We start from the raw sequence: 19986 nt of genomic DNA on the forward strand, positions 1-19986 counted from the left end.
GCCCGTCCTTTGCCAGTTGTCGCACCGATGCCCGGTTTTTGTGCAAAGGACAAGGGACGGCTGGCAGGCGCGCATCTGCGATGATAGCTGTCGGCCATGCGCTGGCCAAACATGACCCTCCCGCCACTGGTAACCTTGCTGACACTTGCTGTCGGCGCCTTTGGCGCCGCTGTGGCCTGGGCAATGTCCGCGCCGATCTTCATCCTGCTGGGGCCTGCGGTGGCGGTCTCGCTGGCCGGGCTGGCAGGGCTGCGCACCGGGGTCGACCTGCGGCTGCGCGATGCCTGTTTTGTGGTGCTGGGCATTGCCGTGGGCGCGGGCTTTGACAGCGACGCATTGGGCGCGATGCTGCGCTGGCCGCTGGCTTTCGTGCTGATGGCGCTGGTGCTCTGGCTGATCCTTGTGGCCAGCCGCGCGGTGCTGACCCGGCACTTCGGTTTCGACGGACGCTCGGCGCTGCTGGCCGCTGCTCCGGGGCATCTCAGCTTTGTCATCGCCATCGCGGCGGACAGCGGGCTGGATGTGCCGCGCGTCTCCATCGTCCAGTCGGTGCGCCTGCTGGCGCTGACGCTGGTGGTGCCCTTTGTCGCCATCGCCCTGGGGGTCGAGGTTTCGGGCAATATCGCGCCGCAGGGGCAGGCGATGGGCCTTGGCACCCTTGCGATGCTCGCGCTGGTCTCGCTCGGGCTGGGGCAGGTCTTTGCCCGGCTGTCGGTGCCCGCGCCGCTGCTGCTGGGGGCGATGGTCGCCTCTGCCCTGGGGCATTTGACGGGGTTTGCCACGGGGGTGCTGCCGGGCTGGCTGATCCAGCCTGCCTATCTGGTGCTTGGCGCGCTGATCGGCACCCGGTTCTCCGGCGTGACACCCGCCCTGCTGATGCAGGGGCTGGGCGCGGGGCTGATGGTGACGGCGGTTGCCGTCGGGGTTGCGGGGCTGGGCGCGCTGCCGGTGGCGCTGGCACTGGGCATGCCGCTGGCCCATGTGCTGGTGGCCTTTGCCCCCGGCGGGCTTGAGACGATGATCGCTCTCGGCGTGGTGCTGGGGGTGGTCCCCGGTTTTGTCGCGGCCTGCCATATCGCGCGGCTGCTGGTGCTGACCGTGTTGCTGCCCCTGATGCTGGGCCGCCGGACCCCGGCGGCAGAGGGCTGCCCGTAGCGCCAGTCACCCGAAGCCGAAATGCGCCTCATTGATCCGAAGCGCGGTGCGAAGTTCGGATCCACCATACCAGGGCGGCAGTGCCAAGGAGGCCCGGCAGAACCGCGCACGACGCGCGGTCAAATGATCAAATGCGCGGTCAAATGATCAAATTCAAGTTAATCAAGGGGCTCTCCGCAGAGAACCCCGCGACGCAGGCTCTGCTTGCGCGGTCCCGTCAGTTTTCCATCCATCCGGCCCAGGGCGCCCCCGGTGGCGTGGTGAGCTAATTCTTCGGCCGGATCACCAGCCGGTTGCCGTTCTTCTCGGTCTCCAGCGCGGTCAATGCCGCGACCAGCGCGCTCAGCTTGGAATGGCCATAGGTCCGCGTGTCAAAGTCCGGGTGGCTGGCCTGTATGGCCTGTCCGACCTGGCCAAGGTTGTACCAGCCGTCCTCGGCGTCGATCTTGTCCATCGCCTCTTCGAACAGCGGCAGGGCCTTGTCGGCCTTGGCGTTGCTCTCCCTGACGGTCTTGGGCGCATCCGGGTCGGGGATGTTCTCGATCAGGATGAAGCGGTTGTAGACATTGCGCAGCGCCGGGTTGGTCTTGGCCTCGCCGATGCCGATCACCGTCAGCCCGTCCTCGCGCAGGCGGTTCACCAATGCGGTGAAATCACTGTCCGAGGAGACAATGACAAAGGCGTCGAACTTGCCGCCATGCAGGATGTCCATGGCATGGATCACCAGACCGATGTCGGTGGCGTTCTTGCCGGTGGAATTCGAGGTTTCCTGGTGCGCCACCAGTCCCAGCTCGTGAATCGGCTGTTTCCAGCCCTTCAGATGCGGGTTCGACCAATCCCCATAGACCCGCCGCAGTGCAGGCTCCCCGATGGAGGCAACCTCGCGCATGATCTTGGTGGCATGTTTGGCGGGCACATTGTCCGCGTCGATCAGCACCGCCAGCAGGGGGCGGTCGCGTGGCGCGGTATTGCGGATTTGATCTGTCATGCAAGCGGTGTGGCAGAGCACCGGGGTGAAGTCTAGTAACTTGAGTCATCTGCCGCGGATCAGGCAGGCGGCGGCACCGGAGCACGGTTATTCCGGGGCAGGGGAACGGGCAGGAGGCTGGGCCAGATCGTCCAGCCCCTGCCGCAGCGCTTCGGCCATGCCGGTTGCCTCCATATGCTGGCGCAGGCGCTGGTTGTAGCCGCCCTGCGTGTTCAGGGCCTCCAGCAGGGCTTCGCTTGTCAGACCCGAGAGGTTCGAGGTCACCAGCGCCCGCAGAAAGGCCTCCCCCTGCGTCTTGTCCGATACATGATCGCCCAGCCAGTCTGCCGCGTCCCGAACCATCCGGGTGACGGGCGAAAGCACGGCCTGGGCGCAAAGATATGCCGACAGCTCATCCGCGGTCTGCAGCGGGAAGATGCTGTTCCGGGCACCGAACAATTCGCCGACAAGGGCCTCGTCACCCTGCATCATGACGGGTGTTCCGCCCTCGGCAATGCCGGGAAAGGGCATCATGATCGCCACCGCCCGCGCGGGACGCACCATGGCATCGGCCTCCGTCAGGCTCGCCCCGGCCATGAAGGTGATGATCCGCTGGTCTTTGCGAAAGGTGAGCGCGCCCAGAATCTCAGGCGCGGTTTCGGCCATCAGTCCCAGAAAGATGACATCGCTTGCGTCCACGACGCCCTGATTGCCCGCGATGCTGACATTCGCGAGGCTTTCAGCCAGGGCATTTGCATGGGCCGCACTGCGTTCTGACACGGTGATCTGATGACCATCCGCAGCAATGCCCCGGACCGCTGCGCTGGCAATCTTGCCGCATCCTATGACACCAATTCTCATGGTGTCGGAGGCTAGATGAATTTGTCCTCGGCGTCATCATCGGATCGAAGATAGGGAACCGGACCGTCGGCGAAGCGCGGTGAAAGTCGGGAAAGATCCCATTCCGCTTTCCCAAGCGCGGAATCAAGGCCGCAGGCCGCCGCGCATCGCCGGGCCGTCCCCTGGCACGGCGATTTGGCTGCTGTCGTGTGCCACGGATAACTTGGAAGTGCTTGGCTGCCATAAAGTGCCAGTCACGACGGTCAGATCGCCGCACCACGGCCCGTCAATGCGCGGCTTTGCGCATGGCAGCTTCGTCCGCACAGCTGACACTGATCCAGACAGCGCCGGAGGTTCGGTTTGGGGCGGAAATGCCTGGAACGACGTCCCGACAGATTGCGGAAAATCCGAAGGGTCCGGGCACTTTCGCGCGGCAGTCGACAATGCCACATCCTGTGACGCCGCGTCTCAAGTATGTCCCCCGATGCCGATGCTCGTTCCGCCCCAGACCGGGCCCAGCGGAAGCCCTCAGTTCTTCTTGATCGGCACGCCATAAAGCTCAAGCCGGTGGCCGCGCAGTTCATAGCCCAGTTTCTCGGCGATCTTTTCCTGCAGTGCCTCGATCTCGGCGTCGACAAATTCGATCACCTCGCCCGAATGCATGTCGATCAGGTGATCGTGGTGGTCGCGTTCCGCATCTTCATAACGCGCGCGGCCGTCGCCGAATTCCAGCTTGTCGAGAATCCCCGCCTCTTCGAAGAGTTTCACGGTCCGGTACACGGTCGCGATGGAGATGCCGGCATCCAGCGCCACGGCGCGGCTGAACAGCGCTTCCACATCGGGGTGGTCCTCGCTCTCTTCGATCACGGTGGCGATGGTGCGGCGCTGGCCGGTCATGCGCAGGCCCATGGCCTCGCAGCGTTTGATGATGGGTTTGCTCATGACGCATCTTTCCGCTTCGTTCGGACCCCTGCTTTAGCGGGAAACGTGAACCGGTGCCACCGGGTTTCGCACCCCGAAGCAGACCGAGTGGCGGTCAAAGGTTGACTTCTGCACTGCAGCACGCCATCTGGGGGGCAAGCGATGCCTTCTGCCGCGTGAGCAGTGCCGGTGCCAGCCCCCTTTGACAGATGTCGGGGCGTAAATGCACTCCGGTTCACAAGGTCCGCCGATGTTCCCAAAATCACGCGTGGGGCCAAACGCCGATGGACAGGTGTTGTGGCAGTCAGCCCGATACCTGCGATTCCCTTGGCGTGACCCTGCGGGCGCGTGATGCGCCCCGACGATAGGGCGTGGGCCTTGCCCGTGCCGGAAAGAATGAAGATGAGCGATTTCGACATGATGGAGCTGCCGCCGAAACTGGTGGCGCGGCTCAGGGAAATGGGGATCACCGACCCGACCCCGATCCAGAAACAGGCGATCCCCCATGCGCTGAACGGGCGCGACGTGATGGGCCTGGCGCAGACCGGCACCGGCAAGACGGCGGCCTTTGGCGTGCCGCTGGTGGCGCAGATGCTGGAAAACCCCCGCCGCCCCGGACCGCGCTGCGTGCGGGCCCTGGTGCTGGCACCGACCCGTGAACTGGCCCAGCAGATCATGGTCAACCTCAAGGGCTATTGCGAGAATACGCCGCTCAAGGCGCAGATGGTGGTTGGCGGAGTCTCGATCAATCCGCAGATCAAGCGGCTGGAGCGGGGCGTGGACATGCTGGTGGCGACACCGGGTCGTCTGCTGGACCTGATGGACCGCCGCGCGGTGGACCTGAGCGAGACAACCTTCCTGGTGCTGGACGAAGCGGACCAGATGCTGGACATGGGGTTCATCCATGACCTGCGCAAGATTTCCGCCGTGATCCCGAAAGAGCGTCAGACGATGCTGTTTTCGGCCACCATGCCCAAACTGATGAATGAGATCGCCAATTCCTATCTGGTCCGGCCGATCCGCATCGAAGTCACCCCGCCGGGCAAGGCTGCCGACAAGGTCACCCAGGAGGTCCATTTCATCGCCAAGGCGGAAAAGACCGCGCTGCTGACCGAGCTGCTGGCCAAGCACAGGGGCGAGCGGGCGCTGGTCTTTGGCCGCACCAAACACGGGTCCGAAAAGCTGATGAAGACGCTGGTCAAGGCCGGTTTCGATGCGGCCTCCATCCATGGCAACAAGAGCCAGGGGCAGCGTGACCGCGCCATCGAAGGGTTCAAGGAGGGCAAGATCACCGTGCTGGTGGCCACCGATGTGGCCGCGCGCGGGCTGGATATTCCCGATGTGAAACACGTCTACAATTATGAGCTGCCCAATGTGCCCGACAATTACGTGCACAGGATCGGCCGGACCGCGCGGGCGGGCAAGGATGGCGCCGCCATCGCCTTTTGCGCGCCGGACGAGATGGGCGAGCTGAAGGCGATCCAGAAGACCATGGGCATTTCGATTCCCGTGGCTTCGGGCCGGATCTGGGAAGCCTCCGAAATTCCGGACAAGCCCAAACAGGCTGGCGGACGTCGCCGCGGCGGCGGCGGTGGCCGTCCCGGTGGCGGTGGCCCGCGCGGCGGCGGTGGTGGCGGCGGTGCTGCCAAACCCGGCGGCGCAGGCCGCAACCGGCGCCGTGGTGGCGGCGGTGGCAAGCCCAGGGGACAGCACGCGGCCTGAGAAGGCCAGTGACCCCGGGGGCCGGATGCGTGGCATCTCGCAGCTGGTAAGAGCAGGGCAGTGGAAGGGTGAACCTTCCGCTGCCTTTTGTTGTGGCGGGGGCGTCGGAATTGGCTGTTCCGAACGAAAGGCCTGCGCAATCCTGCGCGCCGTCCTGATTTGTTAAAGGACCGGGGGCCTTGTCGAATGCCACGCAAAAGCGAGGCGAAACAACGGCATTTCTGATCCGGACCGGACCTTCGGCACGGTGTGGGTGAAGTTCCGCAAAGCGGACTTTGCTGCCATGTCCGACATTCGAAACAGGTCGCGCCCGAACCGAGGGGTGGGCGAGTAGCGCCCGCCCCGTGGGGGCGGTTCGGGCGCTGCCAAAGCTTTGCTTTGGCAATAGGTCTTCACTTAGAGAGCACAGAAAGGGCTCACCCCCGACCGCCGCTGCGCCAGCCGTGGACATCCGCTTTGCACGCCGCTCCTGTGAGCCAGCGCATTTCCGGTTTTCGTTGAAACGAAGCATCGCCAAAGTCCAGAGAACGCCGGAGGCGTGGCGGGTGTTGGCGAGACAACGGCAACGGTTTGATCACGCATTGACTTCCCGGTTCCGTTGACCGTTGTTGTGGCCATGGAACGCAAGGATCATATGGACCTCTTCGGGGCGGTGGCGCTGATCGTCTTTGCCCTTCACCTGGGCTTCAACCAGGTGGTGGTCAAGGTCACCGCAGGCGGGTTCAACCCGGTGTTTTCGGCCGGTCTGCGCTCGGCGGGTGCGGTCGTGGTGCTGCTGATCTGGATGAAACTGCGCGGCGTGTCGCTGCATGTCCCGCGCCGGGCGTGGTTTGGCGGTATCCTGTCGGGCCTGTTCTTTGCCTTTGAATTCATGTGCCTTTTCATCGCGCTGGATATGTCCACCGTCAGCCGCGTCTCGGTGATCCTCTATACGATGCCGGTCTGGCTGGCGATCCTGGCGCATTTCCTGTTTCCGGGCGAGGGGCTGACCCGGTTCAAGGTGCTGGGCCTGATCATGGCCGTGGCGGGCGTGGCGATTGCGCTGCTGGACAGGGATGCGGCCGGGGCCAGCTGGACCAGCGATCTGCTGGCACTGGCGGCAGCGCTCTGCTGGGCGGGGATCGTGCTCTGCGTGCGGATCACGCCGCTGTCAGAGGTGCCGCCCGCGCAGCAGCTCATGTTCCAGGTGGCGATATCCGGCCCGATCCTGCTGCTGATCGCGCCGTTGTTCGGGCCGCTGATCCGCCAGGTCGAGCCGGTCCATATTGCCGGTATCCTGTTCCAGATCATCGCCGTGGCCAGCTTCGGTTTCCTCGCGTGGTTCTGGCTGATGTCGATTTACCCGGCATCCTCGGTGGCCTCCTTCAGCTTTCTGTCGCCGGTGTTTTCGGTGATCCTGGGCTGGCTGCTGCTGTCGGAAGAGGTGACCGCATCGGTCTGGGGGGCGCTGGCGCTGGTCGCCGCTGGCATCTATCTGATCAACCGCAGGCCGCGGGTGAAAAAGGCCGTCCCGCCCGCCGTGTAACCGGGCGGCTCAGGTCCCGCAGAAGGTCGCGGGCACGATTTCGTCCTGCGAGGGGGGGCGGGCAAGTTCGGTGTCGGTTTCCTCGAACGGCGTGCAGAGCGCCTTCATCAACCGCTCAAAGGGCACCATGTCGCCCGCAACGGCAGCTTCGATCATCTGCTCGATCCGGTGATTGCGCGGGATCACGGCCGGATTTGTGGCCTGCATCAGCGCAAGAGGTGCCGGTTCCGATGCGATGCGGTCGCGCCAGCGGGTTGCCCAGGCGTCAAAGGCCGCGCGGTCGGTGAACTGATCGCGGGCGGTCTCCTTGCCAAGGGCGCGGAAGCTGTTGGTGAAATCCGCGCCGTCCTTCTGCATCAGCGCCAGCAGATCCTCGATCAATGCGGTGTCATCCGCCACCGGGGAGGCAATGCCGAGCTTGGCGGCGAAACGGCTGCGCCAGGCCTCTTCGATCTGCCCGGGCATCGCGTGGATCACTTCGGTCGCTTCCTCGACAGCGGCGTCCTTGTCGTCCATCTGCTGGATCAGGGCCGTCGCCAGCTGCGCCACGTTCCAGACCGCGATATTGGGCTGATTGCCATAGGCATAGCGGCCCTGCTGGTCGATGGAGCTGAACACCCGGCCCGCGTGAAAGGCATCCATGAAGGCGCAGGGGCCATAATCGATGGTTTCGCCGGAAATCGCCGCATTGTCGGTGTTCATCACCCCGTGGATGAAACCCACGGACATCCATTGTGCAATCAGGCCGGCCTGGGCGGCACAGACCCCGCGCAGCAGGTCCATCGGGCCCTTGGCATCCGGGTAATGGCGCCGGATCGCATAGTCGGTCAGGGTCCTGAGGTTCTCGACCTCGCCCCGGTGGGCAAAGACCTGAAAGGTGCCGACCCGCAGGTGGCTGCGGGCCACGCGGGTCAGCACGGCACCGGGCAGGGCGCCCTGTTCGCGCCAGATGTCCTCGCCCGTGGCGACAGCAGCCAGCGCGCGGGTGGTGGGGATGCCAAGCGCATGCATCGCCTCGCTGACCAGGTATTCGCGCAGCACAGGACCAAGCCAGGCACGGCCGTCGCCCATGCGCGAATAGGGGGTGGGGCCGGAGCCCTTGAGCTGGATATCGCGGCGGATGCCGTCACGGCCCAGCACCTCGCCCAGAAGGATCGCGCGGCCATCGCCCAGCTGCGGGTTGTAGGTGCCGAACTGGTGGCCCGCATAAAGCTGTGCAAGCGGTGCGGCGCCTTCCGGCAGCTGATTGCCGCTGAACACCGCCGCGCGGTCCTCGGGCGGCACGCCATCAAGACCCGTCAAATATGACATGTCGTCATTGAAGGCGAGCAGCCGGGGGGCCTTGACCGGTGTCGGGTTCAAGCGGCTGTAAAAGGCCTGCGGCAGGGCGGCATAGCTGTTGTCAAAGGTAAGCGGTTTCATAGCTTTCTCGACATGAACACATAATTGTCACGCGGGGCGAATCCAGCGCGGCGATAGAGTTTCTTGGCCGCCTCGTTGGTCTGGTCCACCTCCAGGTGGATGGCGCGCAGCCCGCCGCCCGCCAGCGCCCGGGGCAGGGCGATCAGCGCTTCGGAGGCAATGCCGCGGCCGCGCACGCCGGGGCGGATGTAAAGCTCGTCTATGATCGCATCCAGCCCGCCGAATTCCACCGACCAGCCAAAGGTGATCACGATATAGCCGATGGGCGCACGCGGCGGGCCGATCAGATAGGCCGCACCATAGGGGATGCCCTCCAGCAGCGGGGCCACACCGGCGCGGCGCGCCTCCTCCGTCAGTTCGATGCCTTCCTCGGCGTGAAAGGCCGCGACCAGCGCCAGCAGCTTGTCCAGATGCTCCGGCTTGCCGAGGGTGAGCGAGGCGCTCATAGCCGTGCCAGACGCTCTGTCAGCAGGGCAAAGAAGCCGTCGGCGTCGATCCCGCCCATGAACATCGCATTGGGCGCGCGGTCGGTGACGCGCCACCAGTCAGCCACGGTCATGCCCATGGTCAGTTCCGATGTCACCTCGATCTCCACGTTGATGTGGCGGCCGGTGAAAAGCTCCGGTTTGATCAGATAGGCGGTGACGCAAGGATCATGCAGCGGCGCACCTTCGGAGCCGTATTTCTCCTTGTCGAAACGCTCGAAGAAATCGGTCATCTGCGCCACCGCAATGCCTGCGGGGGTGTTCAGCGCGCGAAAGGCATCGTTGCGCGGTTTGGTCACCAGCGCCTTATGGGTCACATCCAGCGGCATGACCACCAGCGGCACCCCTGATCTGAAAACGATATCAGCGGCTTGCGGGTCGACATAGATGTTGAATTCCGCCGTGGGCGTGATGTTGCCCCCCTCGAAATAGCCGCCACCCATCAGGACGATCTCCTGCACCTTTGCCACGATGTCCGGGGCCTTTTCGAAGGCCGTGGCGATATTGGTCAGCGGCCCCAGCGGGCAGAGGGTGACGCTGCCGGCAGGTTCGGCGCGCAGGGTGTCGATGATGAAATCCACCGCATGGCCGTCCTGCAGCGGCATCTCGGGATCGGGCAGGTCGGGACCGTCGAGGCCGGTCTTGCCGTGCACATGTTCTGCGGTGACCAGATCGCGGCCCAGCGGGCGGTCACAGCCCGCAAAGACCCGGACCTGCGGCTTGCCCGCCAGTTCGCAGACGATGCGCGCGTTTTTCGATGTCAGGTCCAGCGGCACATTGCCCGCGACGCAGGTGATGCCCAGCACCTCGATATCCTCCGGGCTGGCCAGCGCCAGCAGGATGGCGACGGCATCGTCCTGGCCGGGGTCCGTGTCGATGATGATCTTGCGAGGGGGCATGGGAAAATCCTTTTGGCTGAAATAGGGTGTTTGGTGGCGGAACGAAAGGGGGCGGGGTCAGGTTGCGGTTTCGCGCTCGCGGGCCTTCACCGCGTCCCAGAGCGCATCCATCTCCTCCAGCGTGCTGTCTTCGGGCCGCTTGCCCCGTGCGGCAAGCTGCGCCTCGACGCCGGCGAAACGGCGGGTGAACTTGGCATTGGCAGCGCGCAATGCCGCCTCGGGGTCCAGCCCCAGATGGCGGCCCAGGTTGGCCATGACAAACATCAGGTCGCCGAATTCCTCTTCGGTTTCCGCCTGGCTCAGCGTGTCGCGGGCTTCGACCAGTTCGGCGGCTTCTTCGGCGATCTTGGCAATCACCTCGGCAGTGTCGGGCCAATCGAATCCCACCCGCGCGGCGCGTTTCTGCAGCTTGTAGGCGCGCAGCAGGGCGGGCAGGCCGACCGCCACACCGTCAAGCGCGCCTTTCTGCGCCTTTCCGGCACGTTCCCGCGCCTTGATCGCCTCCCAGTCGGCGGTTTGCTGCTCGGCCGATTTGTCGCGGGATTCATCGCCAAAGACATGCGGATGCCGGGCCACCATCTTGTCTGAGATGTTGCGCACCACGGATTGAAAGGTGAAATGCCCCGCCTCGCTGCCCATCTCGGTGTGATAGACGGTCTGCAGCAGCAGATCGCCCAATTCGCCTTCCAGTTCGGCCCAGTCGCTGCGCGCGATGGCATCTGCAACCTCATAGGCTTCCTCGATCGTATAGGGGGCGATGCTGGCAAAATCCTGTTCGATGTCCCAGGGGCAACCGGTTTGCGGGTCGCGCAGGCGGCGCATGATTTCGAGCAGCCGTTCGATGCCTGCCTCTGGGTCGTGGATAAGATCTTGTGCCATTGCAGCCGGGTCCTGTCTGGTGTCAGATGCGAAGGTGAGTTTTTAAGTACGAGGAGTCCAGCCCATGGTTGTTGTCAACCGCATCGCCGATTTCAGCGAGGATATGACCGCCTGGCGGCGGCATCTGCACACCATCCCGGAACTGGGGCTGGAGTGCCATGAGACGGCGGCCTTTGTCGCGGCGCGGCTGCGCGAATTCGGCGTGGACGAATTGCACGAAGGGGTGGCAAAGACCGGGATCGTGGCCATCATCAACGGGCAGGGCGTGGGCCCCACCATCGGGTTGCGCGCCGATATGGACGCGCTGCCGATTCTCGAAGAAACCGGGCTGGACTATGCCAGCACCCATGCGGGCAAGATGCATGCCTGCGGCCATGACGGCCATACCGCGATGCTGCTGGGGGCCGCGAAGTACCTGGCCGAGACGCGCAATTTCGCGGGCCGTGTGGCACTGCTGTTCCAGCCCGCGGAAGAGGCCGGCGGCGGCGGCGAGGTCATGGTGAACGAAGGTGTCATGGACCGCTTCGACATCGCCCAGGTCTATGCGCTGCACAATGCGCCGGGGCTGGATTTCGGGCGGTTCCACACCACCGCCGGGCCGATCATGGCGGCGGCGGATACCTTTACCATCCGGCTGACCGGGCAGGGCGGCCATGGCGCGCGGCCCCATGAATGCATCGACCCGGTGGTGGCCGCCTGTGCGCTGGTGCAATCGCTGCAGACCATCGTCAGCCGCAACACCAACCCGCAGTCGCAACTGGTGATCTCCACCACCCAGATCCACACCGGCACCACCGACAATGTGATCCCCGAAGAGATCTATATCAACGGCACCGTGCGCACCTTTGACAAGGAGGTGCAGGCCATGGTCATACGCCGGATGCAGGCCATCGTGGACGGCCATGCCGCCAGCTTTGACCTGCGGGCGGAGCTGGATTTTGAATTCGGCTATCCGCCCACGGTCAATGACCCCGCAAGCACCGGATTCGCCGCCGCGGTCGCGGAAGAAGTGGCCGGCAATGCCGGGGTGGAAACCCATTTCGCGCCCGTGATGGGGGCGGAGGATTTTTCCTATATGCTGGAGGCGCGGCCGGGGGCCTATCTGCTGCTGGGCCAGGGTGAGGGCGCAGGCGTGCATCACCCGAAATACAATTTCAACGATGAGATCGCGCCCATCGGCGCATCCTTCTTTGCCCGGCTGGTCGAGCGGGCGCAACCCATGGCAGGGAGCTGACAAATGGCGCTGGAAGACGCGAAAACCCAGGTCGATCAGGCCTTTACCCGCGACGATCTGAAGGGGCCGAGTTTCGAGAACGCCTTTGGCGGGGCCACGTCCTTTCTGCGGCGGCGCTATACCAAGGATCTCAGCGGCGTGGACATCGCCGTGACCGGCGTGCCCTTTGACCAGGCGGTGACCAACCGCACCGGCACCCGCCTTGGCCCCCGCGCCATCCGCGAGGCCAGCGCGCTGCAACCCTATGATCCGCCCTATGGCTGGGATTTCGACGTGCTGAGCGAATTTGCCATCGCGGATTATGGCGATCTGGCCTTTGACTATGGCCATGTCTCGCAGTTTCCCGCCGCCCTCACGGCGCATATCAAGGGGATTCTGGATGCCGGTGCCGCAACTGTGGTGCTGGGCGGCGATCACTACATCAGCTTTCCGATCCTCAAGGCCTATGCAGAGAAATACGGCCCGATCAGCCTGTTGCAGTTCGATGCCCATTCCGACACCTGGCCGGATGACGACATGGAGCGGATCGATCATGGCACGATGTTCTACAAGGCGGTGAAATCGGGGATCGTGGACCCGGCGACAAGCGTTCAGGTGGGCATCCGCACCACCAACCCCGATACATTGGGGGTGACCACCATCGACGCCCGCGACGTGCATCAAAACGGGCCTGCCGCCGCCGTGGCGAAGATCAAGGAAGTGCTGGGAGACCGGCCCTGTTACCTGACCTTCGACATCGACGCGCTGGACCCGGCCTTTGCCCCCGGCACCGGCACGCCGGTCTGGGGCGGGCTGACATCGGCGCAATGCGCGATCATGCTGCGCGATCTGGCGGGGATCAACATCATGGGCGGCGACATCGTCGAGGTCTCTCCGCCCTTTGACACCACCGGGGCCACGGCGATTGCCGGGGCGCATGTGGCGACGGAGATCCTTTGTCTGCTGGGGCACCGGATGCGGACGGCATGAGCGGCAAGAACCAACCCATCAGCGGCAACGACCTGGCGCGGTTTTCGGGGCCGAATACCTTCATGCGGCTGCCATCGGTGAACGATCTGGCCGGGCTGGATGTGGCGGTGCTGGGCGTGCCGATGGATATCGGCACCTCCTGGCGCTCCGGCACGCGCTTTGGCCCCAAGCAGGTCCGCAGCGAAAGCGCGATGCTGCGGCCCTATAACCTGGCCACCGGGGCGGCCCCCTATGACAGTTTGCAGGTGGCCGACATTGGCGATCTGGCGATCAACACCTTTTCGCTGAGCGACAGTTTGCGCATTATTGCAGAGAGTTACGACGCGATCCTCAACTACGATGCCATTCCGCTGGCGATCGGCGGCGATCATTCCATCACCCTTCCGATCCTGCGCGCCATGGCGCGGCGGCACGGGCCGGTGGCGCTGATCCATGTGGATGCCCATGCGGATGTGAACGACGAGATGTTCGGCGAGCGGGAGACCCATGGCACCGTGTTCCGCCGGGCACATGAAGAAGGTCTGATAAACCCTTCGAAAGTCTATCAGATCGGTTTGCGCGGGACGGGATACGGGGCGGATGATTTTACCGAGGCGGCGGGCTGGGGCTTTCAGCAGTTCCCGGCGCATGAGCTCTGGGGGCGCAGCCTGTCGGCGCTGAGCGGCGAGATCCGCCGCGACATCGGCGAACTGCCGACCTATGTGACCTATGACATCGACAGTCTTGATCCGGCCTTTGCCCCCGGCACCGGCACGCCGGAGATCGGCGGGTTGACCACCATGCAGGCGCTGGAGCTGATCCGGGGGCTGCGCGGGCTGAACATTGTCGGGGCCGACCTGGTTGAAGTGTCGCCGCCCTACGATACATCGGGCAATACGGCGCTGACCGGGGCGAACCTGCTTTTCGAGCTGTTGTGCGTCCTGCCGGGGGTGGCCTACCGCTGAGAGGGCGGAAGAGTGTATTTTTGGAACAATGAGAGAGCGGGGTGCGCATGTATTTCATCTTGATTTTGATCATCCTGCTCGGCGGGCTTCTGGGCTATGTCCGGCTGGCGCCGCATAACGTGATGCGGTGGCATCATGCGGCGGCCGGCGCGCCACTGGGCGAGACGCAACTGGAGGGCGGCTTTATCTGGCGCGAGGATGTGGGGGCGGCGGGGCCTGCCAGGCTGGCGCAGCTGGACCGGATCATCCGCGACACCCAGGGGACGCAGGTTCTGGCCGGGTCTGTCGCGGACGGGCAGGTCACCTATGTCAGCCGCACCCGCTGGATCGGCTTTCCCGATTACACCACGGTGACCCTGGATGACGGGATTCTCGAAGTCTTTGGCAGGCTGCGCTTCGGCCGCTCAGATTTCGGGGTAAACGCCAAGCGGATTAAAGGCTGGCTGGCCCAGCTCTGAGGACAGGCAGCCCTTTTGCACCTCGCGCCACATCGGCACGTTCAGTGACATCTGGCATTGCGCCATGAACATGCGCCCATCCACCTGCAGGCAGATGGTTTCGCCCAGTTCCACGCGGTTGTGGTTGCGGTCGGTGCAATAGCAATCAACCGTCTTGCCGCTGGGCGAGGTGACATCACCCCAGGTGACGGTAGGCAGGGCGATGAGCCCGAGGAGAAGCGTGGCGCGAAACATGGGGCCATTATAGCACGCGGCGGCCCTTGACCAAAGCCTTTCCATCGGCGACATCCCTGACGATGATACCCATGGACCGTCTTTTGCAGATCACCCAGCGCTTCCAGTACCTGGAAGCCGCCATGTCTGCCGGGTCCGACGGGGCCGATTTTGCCGCATTGGCCAAGGAATATGCCGATCTGAAGCCGGTGGTGAAACAGATCGACCATTACCGCCAGTTGCTCAAGGACATCGAGGCGGCCAGGGCGATGCTGGCCGATCCGGAGATGGCCGAGCTTGCCCGTGAGGAATTGCCGACGCTGAAAGAGGCGCTGCCGAAGGCGGAGGCGGCGCTGCAACTGGCGCTTTTGCCCCGCGATGCGGCGGATGCCAAGCCCGCGATGCTGGAAATCCGGCCCGGCACCGGGGGCGATGAGGCGGCCCTGTTCGCGGCGGATCTGCTGCGGATGTACCAACGCTATGCCGAGGCGCGCGGCTGGGGGTTCGACCTGATCGAAAGCCAGATGACGGAGCTGGGCGGGGTCAAGGAAGTGGTGGCCCATGTCACCGGCCAGAATGTCTTTGCCCGGCTCAAGTTCGAAAGCGGCGTGCACCGGGTGCAGCGGGTGCCCAGCACCGAGAGCGGCGGGCGCATCCACACCTCTGCCGCCACTGTCGCGGTGCTGCCGGAGGCCGAGGACGTGGATATCGAGATCAATGCCAATGACCTGCGCATCGACACGATGCGGTCCTCGGGCGCCGGGGGGCAGCACGTCAATACAACCGATTCCGCCGTGCGGATCACCCATATCCCGACGGGCATCGTGGTGACCTCTTCCGAGAAATCGCAGCACCGCAACCGGGACAAGGCGATGCAGGTGCTCAAGGCGCGGCTTTACGACATGGAACGCTCGCGGGTGGACAGTGAACGTTCAGCCGACCGGGCGGCACAGGTTGGCTCCGGTGACCGGTCGGAGCGGATCAGGACCTATAATTTTCCGCAAGGGCGGATGACCGACCACCGGATCAACCTGACGCTCTACCGGCTGGATGCGGTGATGCAGGGCGATCTGGACGAGATCGTGGATGCGCTGACGGCGGATGCCCAGGCGCAGCAGCTTGCGGCGATGAACGCATGACCACCGCGGGCGCCCTGATGGCGGCGGCTGCGGCGCGGCTGAGGGCGGCGGGCGTGCCGGACCCGGCCCGCGATGCGCGGCTGTTGCTGGCCCATGCCGCATCGGTGGATGCCGGGCGGGTGACGCTGATTGCCCCGGAAGAGGTGGCGCCCGAAATCGCGGAGCGGTTCGAGCGGCTGGTGTCGCTCAGGGCGGTGCGGGTGCCGGTCAGCCAGCTGGTGGGCGCAAGGGCCTTTTATGGCCGCGATTTCAAGGTCAGCCGCGATGTGCTGGACCCGCGGCCGGAAACCGAGACGCTGATCGAACTGGCGCTTGGTGCGCCTTTCGCGCGGGTGCTGGACCTTGGCATCGGGTCGGGTTGCATCCTCGTGACCCTGCTGGCGGAGCGGAAAGAGGCGACGGGGCTGGGGATCGACCTGTCGGAGGGGGCCTGCCTGCAGGCCAGCGCCAATGCCATGGTGCACGGGGTGGCGGCGCGGGCGGATATCCGGCAATCGGACTGGTTCGATGCGGTTGAGGGGCGCTTTGACCTGATCGTGTCCAATCCTCCTTACCTTGCTGCCGATGAAATGGCCGACGTGGCGCCGGAGCTGCGCGATCACGAGCCGCGCATCGCGCTGACCGACGGGGCGGACGGGCTGTCGGCCTATCGGACCATTGCGGCGGAGGCGCAGGGCTATCTGACCGCAACCGGCCGGGTGCTGGTGGAAATCGGCTGGCAGCAGGGCGATGCGGTGCAGGAGATTTTCCGGCGCGCCGGCTGGGGTGACGTGCATCTGGCCCATGATCTGGGCGGGCGCGCACGGGTGGTAAGGGCCGCAAACCCGGCCTGAGTGGCGGAAACGGGCCACTTTATTTAATTTTCGCCACTTTGCCCTTGCCCTGTCGCCCCTCCCATGTTTTATCGAAGGTGTTGCAGCGGTGGATGCCTTTGGCGGTCCCGCGCGGCGGTAAGCCCAACAATCTTTCGCAATCGGGTGCAATTTGGCGATGATCGCTGCACCGGTTCTTTTGACAACTCACCAAAGACTGACATCATTTCATGAAATCCAGCAGATCACGGTCCCGGTCCAAGAATAACCGCAACCGGCAGCCGCAAAGCGGCGGTAATGTCGTCAACCGCGTCTTTGACAGCAGCGGTCCCGAAGGCAAGGTGCGCGGCACGCCCCAGCAGGTGATTGAGAAATACAATCAGCTTGCCCGCGACGCGCAGCTGAGCAACGACCGCGTTGCGGCAGAAAACTTTCAGCAGCATGCGGAGCATTACCTGCGCCTGCTGTCCGAAGCGCAGCGCGAGATTGACCAGCGCCGCGAGGAGCAGGAGCGCCAGAACCGCGAGCGTCAGGCCGAACGCGACCGCGAGCGGTCGGAGCGTCAGGAACGCGACGGCAGTCAGAATCAGCAGAACAACAATCAGAACAACAGCCTTCCGGGCGATCAGCCCCAGCCGGGTGGTGATCAGCAGCCGGTGGTCGAAGAGGCCAAGCAGCCTGCGCCTGAAAAGCCCAAGCGCAGCAGGAAGCCGGCGGCACAGAGCGATCCTGCGTCACTGCCCGATTTCGTGACCGGTGGCAGCGATGACGATGATCAGGACAGCAGCGGTCTGGTGGAAACGCCGGAAAGCAAGCCCAAGCCCAAGCGCACCTATCGTCGCAAGCCCAAGGCGGAGAGCGACAGCAGCGATCCGAGCCAGGCTGCGGAATAAAGCGTCTGACGAAAGTCCTGACGTATCAGGCATCACGTGACGCATTGAAATCTCTGATTTCAGGCAGTGTTACGTGAGTCTGGTTTTTTGCATGACGCTTTACAGCGTTTCGGGATTAACTTGAAACATCCAACATCACTTTTCGCGTTCGACCGCAGGGAGAGGCAGCGAACAAGTGATTCAGGTATATCCCGAAGCGCTATAGGCGCTTTGCCGGGCCTTTTCCTTGGCCCGATCTCGGCATCTGCATGTTCAGGAAATCAGGGTTGCAGGCTCCGGGCCAGTTCCGGCCATTTCCCGATAAAGGCGTCGCGGGCGCGGATGCCCGGTGACAGCTTCTGATGCCTGTCGTCCTGTGTCAGCCTGACAAAGATCAGCCTGCGTTTGCCCATCTCTGCCCAGCCGACATACCATCCCCAGCCGCGCGCATAGTCGAAACTGCGGTCTGCCCGGCGCGGGTAGGCACCGCCGGTCTTGCCGTGCAGGGTCCAGCCTTCGACGGTGCGTTGTTCGACGATGGCGCGGGTCTGTGCCATGGCCCGGGGGGTGACGGGCAGGGTATCGCGCAACAAGGCGCGCAGGAAGCCCGCCTGCTCAAGCGGCGACACTTTCAGCGAGGATGCGATCCAGGCGCGTTCCAGGCCGTTGTCAAAGCCTGCATCACCGGAAAAATCGGCATTGCCGTAGTCAAATGCCACCGCATAACCGGTCAGCCGGTGCTGGCCCAGGGCGGCTGTGATCCGCTGCGAGTACCAGACCACCGAATAGGTCAGCCAATCGGTCGGATCGGTGTCGCGGGTCCAGTTGGCGCCACCCCAGTCCGCTTCGCCGGGGCGGTAGGAAAGCAGGGGCGCATGGGCATCTTCCAGGATGCCTGCATCATACCCCATCACCGCCAGCGGGATCTTGAAGGTCGAGGCCGGGGTGACCCGCGTGCCGCAGTCGCCCTGCTCAATAAGGATCGCGGCGCTTTGTGCATCCATCACCAGGGTACAGAGGGTTTCCGCCCCGGTGGCAGAGGCCATGCCGATGCCGGTGGCGAGCACCAGTGCTGCGGGCAGGAGGGGGCGGGGGATGCGGGGCATGATTACTCCGGTTGCAGGGAGGCGGTGCCGTCAGCGTTAATATAGGTGACCCGCCCGAGGCGGCGCAGTTCCGCGCTGCGTTCCTTCCAGTCATAGCGGCGGTCCTGCAGCACCGGCGACCAGAACAATGTGCCGCCCTGACGCCAGGGGTCGATGATGACGCCCGCCTGCATCGGGGCACCTTTGGCGGTGATCACGGCGCTGGAATGTTCGATCAGGATCGGGTTTCCGGCATTGGCGATGGCGCGCTGGATCTCAAGCGTTTCGAAGCCGGCCTGGTTGAGCAGATGCTCCATGTCCGTGGCCCAGTGATAGCAGAGCCCGCGCGGCTTTTTCCCGGCGTTGACCTTGGCGTTATGCACGAGCGGCGCATCGGTGATCTGGTACTGCTGCGCCAGTTGAAAGGTATAGCGGTAGCTCAGATCGGCGGCCCGTGCGGCCTCTGCCGGGTCGACGCCGGGGGACATCGCCTGCAAGGCCCGGGTCAGCGCCGCCACATCCGCCCGCGACCCCTGTGAGGGGCCGGTGGGGGCGCAGGCGGCAAGTGCGCAGAGCAGCGCCAGTGCGGCAAGCCAGCGGATCATCGTTTTGCCACTTCGCGGGCGAGGGCGCAGAAGCCTTCAAGCGGGACCTGTTCGGCGCGTTCGGTCGGGGCGATGCCTGCGGCCTTCAGCAGATCCTCGATATCGGGGGAGATGCCCTTGAGCGCCGAGCGCAGCATCTTGCGGCGCTGGTTGAAGGCCATGGCGACCACGCGGTTCAGCACTGCCGCATCAGCCGGAAAACGCGGTTCCGGCAGGGCGGTCAGATGGACCACGGCAGAGGAAACCTTGGGCGGCGGGGTAAAGGCACCGGGCGGCAGATGCATGACGATCCGCGCCTCTGCCCGCCATTGCGCCAGCAGGGCGAGGCGGCCATAGGCCTTGCTGCCCGGCAGCGCCACGATGCGTTCGGCCACTTCGCGCTGGAACATCAGGGTCAGGCTTTCCCAGAAGGGCGGCCAGTCGCGCGGGGTCAGCCAGCGTATCAGCAGCTCGGTGCCGACATTATAGGGCAGGTTGGCCGCCACCCGGATCGGCGGCGTCAGATGGGCCAGCGGGTCGATGTCCAGCGCGTCGCCTTCGAGCACCGTCAGCCTGCCGGGATAGGCGGCGGCGATCTCCTCCAATGCGGGGCGGCAGCGGCTGTCTTTTTCGATGGCCAGCACATGGCGTGCCCCTTCCGACAGCAGTCCACGGGTCAGCCCGCCGGGGCCGGGCCCGATTTCGAGCACGTCGCATGCCGCGACATTGCCCGCCTGACGGGCGATCTTGGCGGTCAGGTTCAGATCCAGCAGGAAGTTCTGCCCCAGCGACTTGCGCGCCGAGAGGCCATGGGTCTGGATCACCTCGCGCAGGGGCGGCAGGGAATCGATGGCGCTCATG

General features: G+C 64.7%; 21 protein-coding genes. 10 read left to right on the forward strand and 11 right to left on the reverse strand.

Going from position 1 to position 19986, the window contains the following annotated elements; all coding sequences use genetic code 11:
• Window positions 1-111 precede the first annotated feature (111 nt).
• On the forward strand, window positions 112-1155 hold the full coding sequence (locus tag PVW51_RS20375) for an AbrB family transcriptional regulator (protein ID WP_274577134.1): 1044 nt from the start codon (window positions 112-114) through the stop codon (window positions 1153-1155).
• 265 nt (window positions 1156-1420) lie between these two features.
• Here PVW51_RS20375 and PVW51_RS20380 read toward each other — a convergent pair whose 3' ends face one another.
• From PVW51_RS20380 to PVW51_RS20390, 3 genes are all read right to left on the reverse strand, one after another.
• A complete protein-coding gene (locus PVW51_RS20380; RefSeq protein WP_114276511.1) occupies window positions 1421-2143 on the reverse strand; it encodes an NYN domain-containing protein in 723 nt (240 codons plus the stop codon).
• A gap of 87 nt (window positions 2144-2230) precedes the next feature.
• On the reverse strand, window positions 2231-2983 hold the full coding sequence (locus PVW51_RS20385) for an NAD(P)-binding domain-containing protein (RefSeq protein ID WP_274577135.1): 753 nt from the start codon (window positions 2981-2983) through the stop codon (window positions 2231-2233).
• Window positions 2984-3490: 507 nt separating this feature from the next.
• Window positions 3491-3904: a Fur family transcriptional regulator gene (locus tag PVW51_RS20390; RefSeq protein ID WP_274577136.1), complete on the reverse strand. Its 414-nt coding sequence runs from the start codon at window positions 3902-3904 to the stop codon at window positions 3491-3493.
• Window positions 3905-4285: 381 nt separating this feature from the next.
• Between PVW51_RS20390 and PVW51_RS20395 the strand changes: the two genes are divergently transcribed.
• The gene (locus tag PVW51_RS20395) at window positions 4286-5605 is read left to right on the forward strand and encodes a DEAD/DEAH box helicase (RefSeq protein ID WP_274577137.1); all 1320 of its coding nucleotides are present in this window, start codon (window positions 4286-4288) and stop codon (window positions 5603-5605) included.
• Between the two features lie 616 nt (window positions 5606-6221).
• On the forward strand, window positions 6222-7130 hold the full coding sequence (locus PVW51_RS20400) for a DMT family transporter (RefSeq protein WP_274577138.1): 909 nt from the start codon (window positions 6222-6224) through the stop codon (window positions 7128-7130).
• A gap of 9 nt (window positions 7131-7139) precedes the next feature.
• Here the strand turns inward: PVW51_RS20400 and PVW51_RS20405 are convergent, their stop codons facing one another.
• From PVW51_RS20405 to mazG, 4 genes are read right to left on the reverse strand one after another with little or no spacing between them, the layout of a single operon-like run.
• Window positions 7140-8552, reverse strand: a complete 1413-nt coding sequence (locus PVW51_RS20405; RefSeq protein WP_274577139.1) for a protein adenylyltransferase SelO — start codon at window positions 8550-8552, stop codon at window positions 7140-7142.
• Window positions 8549-8998, reverse strand: a complete 450-nt coding sequence (locus PVW51_RS20410; RefSeq protein WP_114276517.1) for a GNAT family N-acetyltransferase — start codon at window positions 8996-8998, stop codon at window positions 8549-8551. The genes PVW51_RS20405 and PVW51_RS20410 overlap by 4 nt, the downstream gene beginning before the upstream one ends.
• Window positions 8995-9936: a nucleoside hydrolase gene (locus PVW51_RS20415; RefSeq protein WP_269366424.1), complete on the reverse strand. Its 942-nt coding sequence runs from the start codon at window positions 9934-9936 to the stop codon at window positions 8995-8997. The genes PVW51_RS20410 and PVW51_RS20415 overlap by 4 nt, the downstream gene beginning before the upstream one ends.
• 57 nt (window positions 9937-9993) lie before the next feature.
• The gene (gene mazG, locus PVW51_RS20420) at window positions 9994-10815 is read right to left on the reverse strand and encodes a nucleoside triphosphate pyrophosphohydrolase (RefSeq protein ID WP_269366422.1); all 822 of its coding nucleotides are present in this window, start codon (window positions 10813-10815) and stop codon (window positions 9994-9996) included.
• A 64-nt stretch (window positions 10816-10879) separates the two neighbouring features.
• Between mazG and PVW51_RS20425 the strand changes: the two genes are divergently transcribed.
• From PVW51_RS20425 to PVW51_RS20440, 4 genes are read left to right on the forward strand one after another with little or no spacing between them, the layout of a single operon-like run.
• A complete protein-coding gene (locus tag PVW51_RS20425; RefSeq protein ID WP_274577141.1) occupies window positions 10880-12049 on the forward strand; it encodes a M20 aminoacylase family protein in 1170 nt (389 codons plus the stop codon).
• Window positions 12050-12052: 3 nt separating this feature from the next.
• Window positions 12053-13018 (forward strand): agmatinase, encoded by a 966-nt coding sequence (speB, locus tag PVW51_RS20430; protein ID WP_274577142.1) that lies wholly within the window; start codon window positions 12053-12055, stop codon window positions 13016-13018.
• Window positions 13015-13962 (forward strand): agmatinase, encoded by a 948-nt coding sequence (gene speB / locus PVW51_RS20435; protein ID WP_274577143.1) that lies wholly within the window; start codon window positions 13015-13017, stop codon window positions 13960-13962. Before speB (PVW51_RS20430) ends, speB (PVW51_RS20435) begins: the two co-directional genes overlap by 4 nt.
• A 47-nt stretch (window positions 13963-14009) precedes the next feature.
• Window positions 14010-14420, forward strand: a complete 411-nt coding sequence (locus PVW51_RS20440; RefSeq protein ID WP_274577144.1) for a DUF1499 domain-containing protein — start codon at window positions 14010-14012, stop codon at window positions 14418-14420.
• Here the strand turns inward: PVW51_RS20440 and PVW51_RS20445 are convergent.
• Window positions 14367-14654 (reverse strand): hypothetical protein, encoded by a 288-nt coding sequence (locus tag PVW51_RS20445; RefSeq protein ID WP_274577175.1) that lies wholly within the window; start codon window positions 14652-14654, stop codon window positions 14367-14369. The two genes, PVW51_RS20440 and PVW51_RS20445, sit on opposite strands and share 54 nt — an antisense overlap.
• Window positions 14655-14716: 62 nt before the next feature.
• Between PVW51_RS20445 and prfA the strand changes: the two genes are divergently transcribed.
• The 3 genes from prfA to PVW51_RS20460 all read left to right on the forward strand — a co-directional run bounded on the left by prfA (window position 14717) and on the right by PVW51_RS20460 (window position 17477).
• The gene (gene prfA / locus PVW51_RS20450) at window positions 14717-15772 is read left to right on the forward strand and encodes a peptide chain release factor 1 (protein WP_274577145.1); all 1056 of its coding nucleotides are present in this window, start codon (window positions 14717-14719) and stop codon (window positions 15770-15772) included.
• Window positions 15769-16605 carry a peptide chain release factor N(5)-glutamine methyltransferase gene (gene prmC / locus PVW51_RS20455; protein WP_274577146.1) on the forward strand — a complete coding sequence of 279 codons (837 nt, stop codon included), beginning with the start codon at window positions 15769-15771 and terminating at the stop codon, window positions 16603-16605. The genes prfA and prmC overlap by 4 nt, the downstream gene beginning before the upstream one ends.
• A 209-nt stretch (window positions 16606-16814) precedes the next feature.
• Entirely contained in the window at window positions 16815-17477 is a 663-nt protein-coding gene (locus tag PVW51_RS20460; RefSeq protein WP_274577147.1) for a DUF4167 domain-containing protein, read from the forward strand.
• A gap of 260 nt (window positions 17478-17737) precedes the next feature.
• Here the strand turns inward: PVW51_RS20460 and blaOXA are convergent, their stop codons facing one another.
• From blaOXA to rsmA, 3 genes are read right to left on the reverse strand one after another with little or no spacing between them, the layout of a single operon-like run.
• Window positions 17738-18562, reverse strand: a complete 825-nt coding sequence (gene blaOXA, locus PVW51_RS20465) for a class D beta-lactamase (protein ID WP_274577148.1) — start codon at window positions 18560-18562, stop codon at window positions 17738-17740.
• Window positions 18563-18564: 2 nt separating this feature from the next.
• Complete coding sequence (locus PVW51_RS20470; protein WP_274577150.1) at window positions 18565-19146, reverse strand: hypothetical protein; 582 nt, start codon at window positions 19144-19146, stop codon at window positions 18565-18567.
• A complete protein-coding gene (gene rsmA / locus PVW51_RS20475; protein ID WP_274577151.1) occupies window positions 19143-19985 on the reverse strand; it encodes a 16S rRNA (adenine(1518)-N(6)/adenine(1519)-N(6))-dimethyltransferase RsmA in 843 nt (280 codons plus the stop codon). The genes PVW51_RS20470 and rsmA overlap by 4 nt, the downstream gene beginning before the upstream one ends.
• Between the last annotated feature and the right edge of the window lies 1 nt (window position 19986).

Origin of the sequence: Sulfitobacter sp. PR48 (assembly GCF_028807335.1) — a bacterium.
In the GTDB taxonomy this organism is placed as follows: domain Bacteria; phylum Pseudomonadota; class Alphaproteobacteria; order Rhodobacterales; family Rhodobacteraceae; genus Sulfitobacter.

Bases quoted from the DNA above. Each gene is read 5' to 3' on its own strand.
- PVW51_RS20405 (WP_274577139.1), bottom strand. From the start codon at position 8,552: ATGAAACCGCTTACCTTTGACAACAGCTATGCCGCCCTGCCGCAGGCC.
- PVW51_RS20410 (WP_114276517.1), bottom strand. From the start codon at position 8,998: ATGAGCGCCTCGCTCACCCTCGGCAAGCCGGAGCATCTGGACAAGCTG.
- PVW51_RS20470 (WP_274577150.1), bottom strand. From the start codon at position 19,146: ATGATCCGCTGGCTTGCCGCACTGGCGCTGCTCTGCGCACTTGCCGCC.
- PVW51_RS20395 (WP_274577137.1), top strand. From the start codon at position 4,286: ATGAGCGATTTCGACATGATGGAGCTGCCGCCGAAACTGGTGGCGCGG.
- PVW51_RS20380 (WP_114276511.1), bottom strand. From the start codon at position 2,143: ATGACAGATCAAATCCGCAATACCGCGCCACGCGACCGCCCCCTGCTG.
- blaOXA (WP_274577148.1), bottom strand. From the start codon at position 18,562: ATGCCCCGCATCCCCCGCCCCCTCCTGCCCGCAGCACTGGTGCTCGCC.
- PVW51_RS20400 (WP_274577138.1), top strand. From the start codon at position 6,222: ATGGAACGCAAGGATCATATGGACCTCTTCGGGGCGGTGGCGCTGATC.
- rsmA (WP_274577151.1), bottom strand. From the start codon at position 19,985: ATGAGCGCCATCGATTCCCTGCCGCCCCTGCGCGAGGTGATCCAGACC.
- speB (WP_274577142.1), top strand. From the start codon at position 12,053: ATGGCGCTGGAAGACGCGAAAACCCAGGTCGATCAGGCCTTTACCCGC.
- PVW51_RS20440 (WP_274577144.1), top strand. From the start codon at position 14,010: ATGTATTTCATCTTGATTTTGATCATCCTGCTCGGCGGGCTTCTGGGC.
- speB (WP_274577143.1), top strand. From the start codon at position 13,015: ATGAGCGGCAAGAACCAACCCATCAGCGGCAACGACCTGGCGCGGTTT.
- PVW51_RS20390 (WP_274577136.1), bottom strand. From the start codon at position 3,904: ATGAGCAAACCCATCATCAAACGCTGCGAGGCCATGGGCCTGCGCATG.
- PVW51_RS20415 (WP_269366424.1), bottom strand. From the start codon at position 9,936: ATGCCCCCTCGCAAGATCATCATCGACACGGACCCCGGCCAGGACGAT.
- PVW51_RS20385 (WP_274577135.1), bottom strand. From the start codon at position 2,983: ATGAGAATTGGTGTCATAGGATGCGGCAAGATTGCCAGCGCAGCGGTC.
- PVW51_RS20460 (WP_274577147.1), top strand. From the start codon at position 16,815: ATGAAATCCAGCAGATCACGGTCCCGGTCCAAGAATAACCGCAACCGG.
- prmC (WP_274577146.1), top strand. From the start codon at position 15,769: ATGACCACCGCGGGCGCCCTGATGGCGGCGGCTGCGGCGCGGCTGAGG.
- PVW51_RS20425 (WP_274577141.1), top strand. From the start codon at position 10,880: ATGGTTGTTGTCAACCGCATCGCCGATTTCAGCGAGGATATGACCGCC.
- PVW51_RS20375 (WP_274577134.1), top strand. From the start codon at position 112: ATGACCCTCCCGCCACTGGTAACCTTGCTGACACTTGCTGTCGGCGCC.
- PVW51_RS20445 (WP_274577175.1), bottom strand. From the start codon at position 14,654: ATGTTTCGCGCCACGCTTCTCCTCGGGCTCATCGCCCTGCCTACCGTC.
- mazG (WP_269366422.1), bottom strand. From the start codon at position 10,815: ATGGCACAAGATCTTATCCACGACCCAGAGGCAGGCATCGAACGGCTG.
- prfA (WP_274577145.1), top strand. From the start codon at position 14,717: ATGATACCCATGGACCGTCTTTTGCAGATCACCCAGCGCTTCCAGTAC.